This window comes from Acinetobacter sp. Ac8, from assembly GCF_055392545.1.
On sequence record NZ_AP043689.1, the window covers coordinates 4,430,598 to 4,442,372 of the forward strand.

The 11,775-nt window shown below is 39.8% G+C and carries 10 protein-coding genes; 9 read left to right on the plus strand and 1 reads right to left on the minus strand.

Going from position 1 to position 11,775, the window contains the following annotated elements; translation table 11 throughout:
* Positions 1 to 195 precede the first annotated feature (195 nt).
* The 9 genes from ACZ5QH_RS21050 (at position 196) to ACZ5QH_RS21090 (ending at position 10,749) form a co-directional block, all read left to right on the plus strand.
* On the plus strand, positions 196 to 1,689 hold the full coding sequence (locus ACZ5QH_RS21050) for a UvrD-helicase domain-containing protein (protein ID WP_303576627.1): 1,494 nt from the start codon (positions 196 to 198) through the stop codon (positions 1,687 to 1,689).
* Between the two features lie 92 nt (positions 1,690 to 1,781).
* Positions 1,782 to 3,155 (plus strand): ATP-binding protein, encoded by a 1,374-nt coding sequence (locus ACZ5QH_RS21055; RefSeq protein ID WP_303576626.1) that lies wholly within the window; start codon positions 1,782 to 1,784, stop codon positions 3,153 to 3,155.
* A gap of 450 nt (positions 3,156 to 3,605) precedes the next feature.
* Entirely contained in the window at positions 3,606 to 6,443 is a 2,838-nt protein-coding gene (locus ACZ5QH_RS21060) for a monovalent cation/H+ antiporter subunit A (RefSeq protein WP_303576625.1), read from the plus strand.
* Between the two features lie 3 nt (positions 6,444 to 6,446).
* Complete coding sequence (locus ACZ5QH_RS21065) at positions 6,447 to 6,812, plus strand: Na+/H+ antiporter subunit C (protein WP_004725457.1); 366 nt, start codon at positions 6,447 to 6,449, stop codon at positions 6,810 to 6,812.
* The gene (locus ACZ5QH_RS21070; protein WP_262087194.1) at positions 6,812 to 8,614 is read left to right on the plus strand and encodes a monovalent cation/H+ antiporter subunit D; all 1,803 of its coding nucleotides are present in this window, start codon (positions 6,812 to 6,814) and stop codon (positions 8,612 to 8,614) included. The genes ACZ5QH_RS21065 and ACZ5QH_RS21070 overlap by 1 nt, the downstream gene beginning before the upstream one ends.
* Positions 8,615 to 9,136, plus strand: coding sequence for a Na+/H+ antiporter subunit E (locus ACZ5QH_RS21075; RefSeq protein ID WP_303576624.1), 522 nt, complete (start codon positions 8,615 to 8,617; stop codon positions 9,134 to 9,136).
* A complete protein-coding gene (locus tag ACZ5QH_RS21080; protein WP_004816687.1) occupies positions 9,133 to 9,408 on the plus strand; it encodes a monovalent cation/H+ antiporter subunit F in 276 nt (91 codons plus the stop codon). The genes ACZ5QH_RS21075 and ACZ5QH_RS21080 overlap by 4 nt, the downstream gene beginning before the upstream one ends.
* 23 nt (positions 9,409 to 9,431) lie before the next feature.
* Positions 9,432 to 9,812 (plus strand): Na+/H+ antiporter subunit G, encoded by a 381-nt coding sequence (locus ACZ5QH_RS21085; RefSeq protein ID WP_034615073.1) that lies wholly within the window; start codon positions 9,432 to 9,434, stop codon positions 9,810 to 9,812.
* 310 nt (positions 9,813 to 10,122) lie between these two features.
* A complete protein-coding gene (locus ACZ5QH_RS21090) occupies positions 10,123 to 10,749 on the plus strand; it encodes a riboflavin synthase subunit alpha (RefSeq protein WP_303576623.1) in 627 nt (208 codons plus the stop codon).
* Between the two features lie 44 nt (positions 10,750 to 10,793).
* On the opposite strand, the gene ACZ5QH_RS21095 is transcribed toward ACZ5QH_RS21090, so the two are convergent.
* Positions 10,794 to 11,684 carry a metal-dependent hydrolase gene (locus ACZ5QH_RS21095; RefSeq protein ID WP_303576622.1) on the minus strand — a complete coding sequence of 297 codons (891 nt, stop codon included), beginning with the start codon at positions 11,682 to 11,684 and terminating at the stop codon, positions 10,794 to 10,796.
* Between the last annotated feature and the right edge of the window lie 91 nt (positions 11,685 to 11,775).

The window sequence follows — 11,775 nt, forward strand, 5'->3', positions numbered from 1 at the left end:
TTTCACTTTTAAGTCATTTTAAAGACAAAAGCCCCAATACCTCATATTATGATAAAAATGATCAGGATACGCTCCACAGATTCTTAGCATAGTCGTTTAAATAACATCTTGTTAGATTTCACCCTAGTGCTGAGCAATTTTTGCTATACTCTGTCCCATATTGAATTTTCAAGCTAATAAGATTTTATAAATACTGTGCCTTATTCTTTTACACCCACATCTGAGCAAAGCTTTGCAATCGCAGAAGCGAAAAAAGGACAATCATTTAAAGTGATTGCCTATGCTGGCACAGGTAAAACCACGACTTTGCAGTTAATCAGTGATGCGATGACGGAGCGCCGTGGGATGTATTTGGCCTTTAATAAGGCAATTGCCACAGAAGCACAGAATAAATTTCATCAAAATGTAGATTGTCGCACCTTCCACTCTTTGGCTTTTCGTAGTGTGTCGCGTGGAGTAACCGATAAATTACGTCTGCCGCGTTTAAGTCCCAGTTTTATTGCCAAAGAATATCGTCTCGAACCGATTACGCTTAGACGTTTAATGGGCGGGCGTTATGAAAAATATGTGCTAATGCCCAGTCGTTTGGCGAGTTTAGTTGCCAATGCTGTAAGCTATTTCTGCTCGACCAGCTCACAATACCCAGCACCACGTCATATCCAAGCACCAAGTTGGCTGCATGCAGATGATATCGAGTCTTTACAAAAACATCTTTACCCTGCTGTAGAAAGACGTTGGTTAGAGTCGATTGATACCAATCATCAAGCAGGCATAGGGCATGATATTTATTTAAAACTCTGGGCATTATCAGATCCATTTATTCCAGCAGATTATGTGCTCTTTGATGAAGCACAAGATGCTGATCCATTAATGCTTGGTATTTTATTGCGTCAGCGTAATACCCAAGTGATTTATGTGGGTGATGCACATCAACAAATTTACGCATGGCGTGGTGCGGTCAATGCCATGCAACAAATGCCACTCCCTGAATCTCGTTTAACCACTTCATTCCGTTTTGGTGATGCGATTGCAGATATAGCCAATCATTTGCTCGGTGCATTGGATGAAACTGTGCCTTTATTGGGCAACCCTGAAATGAAATCGAGTGTGGTCAATAAACCACATACCAAAATACGTGATGCGATTTTATGTCGCACCAATGCACGTGCAATGGAGTTGCTTCTTTCTGGTCTCGTGCAAGGCGATAAAGTTGGACTACAAGCCGATCATGCAAAACTCAACCGTTTTGTTGATGCGGCAAGTTTGCTTAAACAAGGCAAACGTGTTGTGGATGTGCCTGAACTGGCTTGGTTTAACTCTTGGCATGATGTACATGAATACTGTGAAACCAATGACGGTAGTGACATCAAACCCTTAGTCAAATTAGTTGACGATCACGGTACGGAACCGCTCAAAAAAGCACTTGCTAAAATAACCCCAATAGAGCAAGCTGATTATGTGATTTCAACTGCACATAAGGCCAAAGGGCTAGAATGGAATCGTGTACATATCGAAGATGATTACCAATTTAAAATAAACGGTTTAGAACATAAAATCAGCGATGAAGAATTAAGACTGTTATATGTTGCCTGTACACGGGCGAAGGTTAGCTTAAATATTCATCACATCTATGATCTCGTGCAACAATTGAAAGTAAAAGCGCCATTTAAAAATAAAGCAACAGCATAAGGGTTTTGAGCAGTTCATCTGTATTAGCGAAAAAATCGCAAGGTGAAAATATCAACAGCTTTTTATGCTGTCCGTCAATTTTAAGGTATCCTATGAAACTAGCAGCAATTCATTTTCGCCATACATACCATTTTGCTGATTTAAAAATAGACTTTAATTATAAAAACAAACCAATCAGTTTAATTGTTGGTGAACAAGCCAGTGGAAAAACGGCAATTATTAAAAATATTTACCAAGCTTTGACTTGGTTTCCTGCACGTCTAAAAGATTTGCGCACACCTGGTGTGGTGATGCTCGACCAAGACATTATGTTAGATCGAGTGCAATCCAAAATAGATGTTAAAATCAAATTCCCAATAGAGTTTGGTCAACTCGCAGAAAGCACTGCAACAGCAGAACAAGATCCGCAAACTTGTCATTGGCAATTATATAAAACCTTAAATAGTTCTGGTGTTGGTCTGAGCAAAGTTGACTTAGTACAACTCGAACAGTTGGTAGAACGTTATAATCTGGTGCTCAAAAAAGACCCTGTTCAAGGCTTACCTTTAATTGCCTACTACCCTGCTGAACGATTTGTAAATGAAGTGAATATTCTTAATAAAAATAATCCCATTATTTTACAAGCGCACAATGCCTATGAATTAGTACCGATTCCATATACCACCTTTGCACGATTTTTCGAATGGTTTCGAGAAATCAGTGATATCGAAAATGCACAAATCGCGCAACTTTTTCAAAGTGTTTTAGCGCAAAAGGAATCTTCAAATCAAAGTGATGAGGATTTTCAAAGTATTTTATTTCAAGCCCGTGCTCAGTTACATGCACCCAGCTTAAAAGCCTTAAAGCAAAGCTTGAATATTGTCCTTCCTGAAGTCACAGATCTCTATTTAGAGTATCAGCCCAAATTACAACTGATGGTCACTTATAAAAATCAAAGTCTGACTTACTCACAACTGTCAAATACGGTTAAAAATTGGCTGGCCTTAGTCGGTGATTTGGTGCGTCGTATGTGCATACTCAATCCTTTAAGTCTTTATCCTTGTGAAGAAGGTGAAGGCATCTTACTGATTGATCAAATTGATGTTGATTTAGACCAATTTGGCCTTCAGTTAATTCTCGATCGTTTAAATCAAGCCTTTCCTCGTTTACAGATCATTGCCACAGCCAGTCATGAAGAGCTGCTTGAGCAAGCCGACGAATATCAATGTTTTAAACTGGACAATAAAAAGCTTTATGAAATTCAGAACAATAAAGTGTGGCAAGAATACCAAGATATTTATGCAAACTTGCTCAAAGAAGTTCCCAAAAGCGCTGAACAGGATTTGCTTGAACCCGAACCCAATCTACCAGTAAATGTTCAACAGCTTTTTGAGCAGTTTAAACACCTCAGTGAAGAACAAAAGACCGAATTAAAACGTTTAATACAGTCTGGTGATGACCAAACGTCACATAAGTTCTTATTATAGAAATAACTCAGCCTACACCCATCAATAGCAGACAGTGAATGATCATCAATTGTGAAACACTGTCTTTTATACTCCATTCTCAAATCATGAATATATTCACGTTCATATTCATTGTTCTATAAAATTCCAAACACACTAGATTGATGGTTACCGCATGATTTTCAAGCAGCAAAAAGCCACATGAAGCGTATAATTACAAATGTTTGCGTAAAAAACGACAAAATAAATTGATGTTATTCTACTCATGTAATAAGATGAAAAAATCAATTTAAATTAGATTTTTCAATGCAAATTGATTTTCTAATCGCTTTCTCAAGTTGCGCAACACAACTCATTTTTTAATTACTAATTTAATTCGGCTTTCAAGATTTAAGTTATTGGACTGTTCCTTGCATTCCTCAAATCCTTGAAAGATAAGATTCACATAGGTTTCACGACCTATTCACGACAATGGATACGCGTGTGCTTCCGATTATTATTCTTTTACCATTAATACTTGGCACTATCGTTGTTCTGTGGCTGAAGCAATTCTCTCGCGGGGTAACAGCTTTAGGGGCAATCGGGGTCAGTTTAAGCAGTTTTATCCTGCTACTGACTCAAGCGAAAACAGTATTAAGTGGACAAGCCGTTTTAGAGCAGTGGCAATGGCTACCTCAAATTGGTATTGATTTTAGTTTCCGATTAGATGCTTTAAGTTTAATTTTTTCATTGCTGATCACGGGGATCGGCACACTGATTTATATCTATGCCTATTATTATTTAAACCCGAAAAATTCTCTCAGTAAGCTCTATGCATTGTTGATGCTGTTTATGGCCGCAATGTTGGGTATTTCCTTATCGAATAACTTAATTATTTTATTGGTTTTTTGGGAACTAACCAGTATTTCATCATTCTTGTTAGTAGGCTATTGGAGTAACTACGACGCCGCGCAACGTGGTGCACGGATGGCGCTGACCATCACTGGTATGGGTGGCTTAGCCATGCTGGGTGGCTTTATTCTGATTGGTCAAATCGCAGGAACCTATCAAATTGACCAACTCACCATGATGGCGAGTACAATTCAAAATAGTGGTTTATTTGTTCCCGCTTTATTGTTGATTTTATTGGGTGCGTTTACTAAAAGTGCGCAATTCCCCTTCCATTTCTGGCTACCCAATGCCATGGCAGCACCAACCCCTGTCTCCGCCTATCTGCATTCAGCAACTATGGTAAAAGCAGGGATTTTTCTGGTTGCACGCTTACTGCCAATTTTTGTTGGCTCGGCATTGTTCCATAATCTTGTCACCACAATTGGTCTGCTGACCTTATGTATGGCAGCATTTTTTGCAATCTTTAAAGAAGATTTAAAAGGCTTACTGGCTTATTCAACCATCAGTCATTTAGGCTTGATCATGTGCCTTTTGGGTATAGGCTCACCTTTAGCCGTGGCTGCTGCAGTTTTCCATATTATCAATCATGCAACCTTTAAAGCGGCATTATTTATGCTCGCTGGGATTATTGACCATGAATCTGGTACACGGGATTTAAGAAAGTTAAGTGGGCTTTGGCAACTTCTTCCATTTACAGCAACATTAACCATGATTACCGCTGCAAGTATGGCGGGTGTACCTTTGACCAATGGCTTTATCTCAAAAGAAATGTTCTTTACTGAGCTATTGGCAAACTTATCTGGTGGTTATGTTGTGTTGGCAGCAATTGTTGCGACATTGGCAGGTTTATTTGCGGTTGCTTACTCAGTTCGTCTGGTACATGGTGTATTTTTTGATGGTGATGTAGGGCGTGATGTTCCTAATAAAAATGCCCATGAGCCGCCAATCGGTATGCGAATTCCAGCAATCATATTGGCAACTTTATGTATTTTAGTCGGAATCATTCCTGCACTGCTGGTTGAAAACATTGTCAATGCCGGAACACGCGCATCAACACAAATTGCCAGTTTTGAAGGGGTTCATTTAGCCATCTGGCATGGTTTTAATTTACCGTTACTGATGAGTGCAATTGCCTTAATTGGTGGTGTGATTTTTTATTTCGCATTGGCCAAAGGCGGGCGAATTCGTGAAATTGATCTTGATCCACACTTAGGTCGTTTCCAAGGCAAATTATTATTTGAAGATTTCCTTAAAAATCTCCTGCTGATTTCACGCAAAATTAAGAAAAAAACTGAAACTGGCTCATTACAAAATTATTTATTGTGGATTTTGGCCTTAAGTATTGCTGTGGTTGCCACGCCATTGATCAACCAAAATTTAACTACAGGAACACGTGAACTCACACATGCACCCTTTACTGCAATCGTGTTATGGCTGTTATTGTTCTCCGCCTGCTGGATGATGCTGTGGTTCCACCATGAACGTATCAAAGCGGTGCTGATTAGTGGTGCAATTGGTTTGGTCGTGACAATGATTTTCATCACACTCTCTGCGCCAGACTTAGCACTGACACAAATTACTGTGGATGTTGTCACAACAGTTCTATTGTTGATGAGTTTATCACTGCTGCCTCAATTGACCCCTTATGAGTCCAGCCAAACCCGTCGTTGGCGTGATGCAGTCATTGCAATTGGTGGTGGTATTGGTATTGGTTGGATTACCTGGTTGATCATGACACGTGATCATAATTCGATTTCATGGTTCTTTGTTCAGCAGTCAATTCCTTTAGGCGGTGGCTCAAACATCGTCAATGTCATTCTGGTTGATTTCCGTGGTTTCGATACCTTTGGTGAAATAGCAGTATTGGGTATCGCAGCCATTGGTGCGCTGTGCATGATGGATGGGATGCGTGCTCATGGCACCACGATCACTCAAGGTCTGAGCTATCGTTTCAATCCATCGCCGCTGATGTTCCGTATGACGGCTTCATGGGTACTACCGATCGCACTTGTGGTAAGTCTGTATATTTTCCTGCGAGGACATAATTATCCAGGTGGTGGCTTTATTGCAGGCTTAATTACCTCCATGGCCTTGGTGATTCAATATATTGCGATTGGACAAGATCAGGCTGAAAAAATGCTGCGTGCTCAATCTGGTCGTTTATATGAAATTTGGATTGGTTTAGGGCTGATCATTGCTGGGATTTCAGGTCTTGCTTCATGGTTCTGGGCACGTCCATTTCTCACCAGTGCACATATTTATGTAGAATCAGGACTATTTGGCAAATTCCATTTGGCCTCTGCTGCCGGATTTGACCTTGGCGTATACGTCACGGTTGTTGGTGCAGCCATGTTACTCATTTCTGTTTTAGGCGACTCTAGACATTCAAGCATGTCTGGTCCAGTACCCAAGGAGTAATGCATGATCAGTTTAGAATTTTTAATTGCATCTGCGATTGGATTATTGGTTGCCTCAGGAATTTATCTGATTCTTCGTGCACGTACCTTTCCAGTCGTTCTTGGATTAGCCATGATTGGCTATGCAGTCAATATCTTCCTGTTTTCGATGGGAAGAATACAAATCAGTTCACCTGCGATTTTAACCCAAGCCAGCAAAGTCACTGACCCTTTGCCTCAAGCTTTAGTGCTAACCGCAATTGTCATTGGCTTTGCAACGACTGCTTTTATCGTTCAATTGGCATTACGCAGTCGTTATGAGTCTGGGACAGACCATGTAGACACCAAAGAGGAACCGAGTAATTTTGACCCACGTGAGGATGAGCCATAATGACCAGCTTTTTAGATTTTTGGTATGCTCATTCTCCAATCCTGAGTATTTTAATTCCTGCATTTACAGGCTTTATGCTGATTTTATTAGGCAATCCTGGTTCAGGCGCTTTAAAACATGATTGGCGACAACCTTGGCGCCGTGGTATTAGCTTAATCTCGGTTATGCTTGGACTCGCCACTGCGATTGCTTACCTGATTCAAGCCAATACCGGGAAAATCTTTGTTTATCAACTTGCTGAATGGTCTGCACCATTTGGGATTGTCTTGGTACTGGATCGTTTATCCGCATTAATGCTGGTTCTCACCTACACACTTGCCGCGCCTGTATTGTGGTTTGCCAGCAAAGAATGGGATGAACGTGGGCGTTATTTTCATGCCATGTTCCATCTTCTTTTAATGGGTCTGACTGGTGCATTCTTAACAGGTGACTTATTTAACCTATTTGTATTCTTTGAAATATTACTGATGGCATCTTATGTCTTGCTGTTACATGGTCAAGGCAAAGCCCGTTTCCAATTAGGTATTCACTACGTCACCATCAACTTACTGGCTTCTGCCCTATTCCTCATCGGTTTAGGTATGATTTATGGCAGTGTGGGCAGTTTGAACATGGCCGATGTTGGTCGTTTATTACCGACCTTGGAACATGATCAACATCGTCTTGCTATAGCAGGTGGTTTGCTTCTATTTGTTGTATTTGGCATCAAAGCAGCCATGTTACCTGTGGGTTTCTGGTTGCCAAAAACCTATGCTGTTGCCGCGACACCTGTTGCTGCTATTTTCACCATCATGACCAAAGTGGGTGTGTATGCAATTTTACGGGTCAATGGTACTGTCTTTAATGATCAGCTTGGACAAACGATCTTTAGCAACTACTTATTGCCAATTGGTTTAATCACATCATTATATGGTGTGATCGGTGCACTCGCAGCTGAACGCTTACGCCGCTTTGTTGGCTTTATGGTGTTATCCTCAGTCGGAACGATTTTAGTTGCCATTGCCATGTTTAACACACCAGCATGGGCTGCTGGATTGTATTATCTTGTTCACAGTACCATCATTGCCGCTTCGTTCTATTTGCTCTGTGGTTGGATTACTTCACAACGTGGTGCAATGAAAGATCACCTCAAAGTCGCACCAAAGATGAAGCAAGACAAAGTCATTGCCATGACATTCTTCCTTATCGCTTTGATGATGGCAGGTTTACCGCCATTTAGTGGTTTTTTAGGCAAAGTCTTAATCTTACAGGCAACTGCAAACTTGGCTGCACAAGGCTGGATTATTGCGATTATCTTGATTGTGAGTTTTTTAAGTATTCTGGCATTTACACGAGTCGGATTTATCCTATTTTGGCGAGCGACGACACCTGAGGACAACCCGAAAGAAGAGGCTTATACAGCCTATCAAGACTTACCCGAGCAAGCTCCTGCACGCAATGACAAAAGCGTTTACCTGCTATTGGCAGGACTGATTGTCTATGTCGTTTGTGCTGCTCCAATTTTAAATTATGTTGAAAAAACAGCGCTGCAAGTTTCTGATGCATCACTTTATCAACAGCGTATTTTAAAATTGGATGGGCATGGTGAAACCATCAGTGTACAACCTTTCGATCCGCACTATGTACCTGAAACAAAATACAATGGTGAAATGGTTGATCCAAATGCACACTATATTCCCTATATCATTAGCCCAGAAACCCTAAAAGGTGAACATATCTCTGAATTTAAGCAACGCCAAATTCAGGGACAAGAACAGCAACAACATGTTGAAAATGCTCAACTCAAGCCAATGGAGCAATAAATGCAAAATAAATCATTATTCGCTCGTATTTTACCGCATCCTTTTGTGTCGGTGATTGTGGCAATGAGTTGGCTGATGTTGAACCATAGTGCTGAAAGCTTTGATTTTGTTGTGGCAATCAGTTTGGGATTAATCATTCCTAAACTGATTCAACCCTTTATCATTCATACGCCCAATATTCATTGGAAAAGCGCCATTCAATTATTTTTTGTGGTGCTATGGGACATCATCGTCAGTAATATCAAAGTTGCTAAACAAGTCTTAGGCCCAACCAAAAATCTCACCCCGAAATGGTTTCGAGTTCCTTTGGAAACCGACCATGAACATGTCAATACGTTATTGGCGATGATCATTACCACCACACCAGGTACAGTCAGTGCTGGGATTGATCAAGAACGTGGTGATATTTTGGTTCATGCACTAAGTTGTGATGATGTAGACGCAGAAATTCAAGCGATTAAAGCCCGCTATGAAGTTCCTTTAATCGAAATCTTTGACCTGCAACGAGGAGCACGTTCATGAGTATTTTACCTTATGCACTTGGTATTTGCCTGCTCGCAGTGACCATCTCCATGTTGTTATGTTTGGTCCGTTTGGTGATGGGCCCTTCTATCGTAGATCGATTACTGGCATTGGATACATTGTTTTTAAATGCAACCTGCTTAGTTGTCATTCTTGGCATTTATTGGGCAAGCACCTCAATGTTTGAAGGCGCATTATTGGTTGCAATGCTGGGCTTTGTTTCAACTGCTGCACTGGCTCGTTATTTTACAACGGGTCATGTGGTTGATTAAGGAGAAAGTACATGGAAAATAATATGCAAATTGTCATGGAAATCATCGTTTCATTCTTCTTGATTGTTGGTGCATTTTTTACTTTGGTGGGTGGCATAGGTATGGTCAAATTACCAGACTTATTTATGCGTCTACATGCACCGACAAAATCCAGTACCTTGGGTTTAGGCAGCTTTTTAATCGCGGGAATGATTTACGCAGCATTTAACAGTCGTTTAGGTTTTGCAGAGTTATTGATCACACTGCTTGCCTTTATTACAGCCCCAGTATCTGCAAACTTGATTGCTCAGGCAGCAATTCATTTACGTCTGCGTTCAACGTCTGGTGATGTACCTGAAGCAATTAATCGTCCTTTACCATGGCAACGTCAAAAGATCATAAAACAGTTTAAAGATAAGATTTAATTCATTTTCTGACTGATTGTTGATTGGTTAGTTGGCTAAATTAAATTGGACTGAGTCTAGGTACATACTGACTTAGTCCAATTTAAGCCACAATCAAGCTTAAATCGTCTGAAATACATTATCTCAAACTATATAAACTTTTCCCTATAAAATAAGCTTTGGCAAACCTTACTGCTATATTCATTCTCTTTTAAAAAGTCATCTAAGTATGATGTTAGAATCTTCTATACAACATAAATCTAAAATTCAGCCCTAGTCCTCTTCAATGAAATCTGTACAATAAAAATCAGCTAAATAAAAGAGATCAGCGATGTATACAGGTATCGTTCAAGGCTTAGAAAAAGTTGTAAACATCCAACAAGGTGATAACTTTACAACCCTTTATATTTCTAATGAAAATGGCTTTTTAAATGATGTTTTTATTGGTGCCAGTGTTGCGATCGATGGTACATGCCTAACCGCAACAAGTTTTGATGCTGTTGCAAATACAGCCTCATTTGATGTTTCAGCACTGACCACGTCTCTCACCACATTACAATTTTTAAAAATTGGTGATGAAGTCAATATCGAAAGATCTATCAAAGCTGGTATGGAAAACGGTGGGCATAATATTTTTGGGCATATCGAAGGTATGGCAACCATTAAAGATGTGGTTCATACCGGTGAAACACTACACATTGATATCGTTATTCCAGATGACAATATCAAATACTTCTTTAAAAAAGGCTTTATTGGACTGCAAGGTTGCAGCTTGACGGTCAATCGCGTGGATCGGAAAACCAATGAAATTTCAGTGGATTTAATCCCAGAAACCTTACGTTTGACGACATTTAAACATATCCAAATTGGTGGCAAACTCAATTATGAAATTGACCAAATGACCCGCACTATGGTCGATACTTTAGAAAGTATCCATCAACGTCAGCTAGAAAAATAAAAGAGCCAATCTTATAAATTGGCGCTTTGATCTAAAGCATTGTCTTAACTATATAACGGCAGATGAACTTCTTCTTGGAAACTTTCCATTCCATAATCATCTGCCAGCTTTTCTTTCCAGTACGCCACAATCTTCGAATAATCAATTTCATCCGGATGAAAGTCAGATTTGTAATAAGATAAATATTCAGGAATCAATGAAATCAGCATTTTAGAAATCATATATACCCCAAAGATATTTTGCGGCACTTTAGGTAAACTTTTTCTCCAGTCTTGCATAAACAAACGGGTAGCCGAATAAAACGTTAAACTTGCAAAACCCGTAGTCACATTACGCATCACTATACGACGCGTCCGATCATCTTTATAAATCGCCTGATATACATCAAATGCCACTGCACGATGCTCAATTTCTTCGATTGCATGCCATACCCAAAGTTTCACCGCATCATCATCCAGAGTGCTTAAAACTTCAGGATGACGAAGAATATAGCCACCCAATAATGCAGTAAAATGCTCAAAAGCTGCGGTAACAGCAAGTTGTAATTTTGGATGTACACTTTTAATTAGTGCATCTCGACGTGCTAACCATGCTTGAAAACTGTCTAAGTTATAATCATCACGGCGCCATGCATCATTGAATTCAGTATGGGCTTTGGAGTGCATGGCCTCTTGACCAATAAATGCTGCAATTTGCGCTTGCAATTTTTCATCCGTGATTTTGTCACGTACATTACGCACACTATGTACAAAGAACTGCTCACCAATTGGAAATGTTGAAGAAAGCGCAGTCAATAAATGTGACATCACAGGAGAATTGGCAAAAAAATGTCTGCGAATTGCTTTTGGATTAAAGCTTGGTTTACGGACTTTAATACCAATAGCTTTAGGACGATTTAAATATGATTTTTCTGCCGTCGCTTGAACTGTTGACATAAGGATAATCCTACATTTGTCTGAATTTAAGCTATATTGGCACAATCTCAATATTTGTATATTGCAGAATCATCCACACAGTTGACCTAAA

Bases quoted from the DNA above. Each gene is read 5' to 3' on its own strand.
- ACZ5QH_RS21055 (WP_303576626.1), top strand. From the start codon at position 1,782: ATGAAACTAGCAGCAATTCATTTTCGCCATACATACCATTTTGCTGAT.
- ACZ5QH_RS21060 (WP_303576625.1), top strand. From the start codon at position 3,606: ATGGATACGCGTGTGCTTCCGATTATTATTCTTTTACCATTAATACTT.
- ACZ5QH_RS21065 (WP_004725457.1), top strand. From the start codon at position 6,447: ATGATCAGTTTAGAATTTTTAATTGCATCTGCGATTGGATTATTGGTT.
- ACZ5QH_RS21070 (WP_262087194.1), top strand. From the start codon at position 6,812: ATGACCAGCTTTTTAGATTTTTGGTATGCTCATTCTCCAATCCTGAGT.
- ACZ5QH_RS21075 (WP_303576624.1), top strand. From the start codon at position 8,615: ATGCAAAATAAATCATTATTCGCTCGTATTTTACCGCATCCTTTTGTG.
- ACZ5QH_RS21080 (WP_004816687.1), top strand. From the start codon at position 9,133: ATGAGTATTTTACCTTATGCACTTGGTATTTGCCTGCTCGCAGTGACC.
- ACZ5QH_RS21085 (WP_034615073.1), top strand. From the start codon at position 9,432: ATGCAAATTGTCATGGAAATCATCGTTTCATTCTTCTTGATTGTTGGT.
- ACZ5QH_RS21090 (WP_303576623.1), top strand. From the start codon at position 10,123: ATGTATACAGGTATCGTTCAAGGCTTAGAAAAAGTTGTAAACATCCAA.
- ACZ5QH_RS21095 (WP_303576622.1), bottom strand. From the start codon at position 11,684: ATGTCAACAGTTCAAGCGACGGCAGAAAAATCATATTTAAATCGTCCT.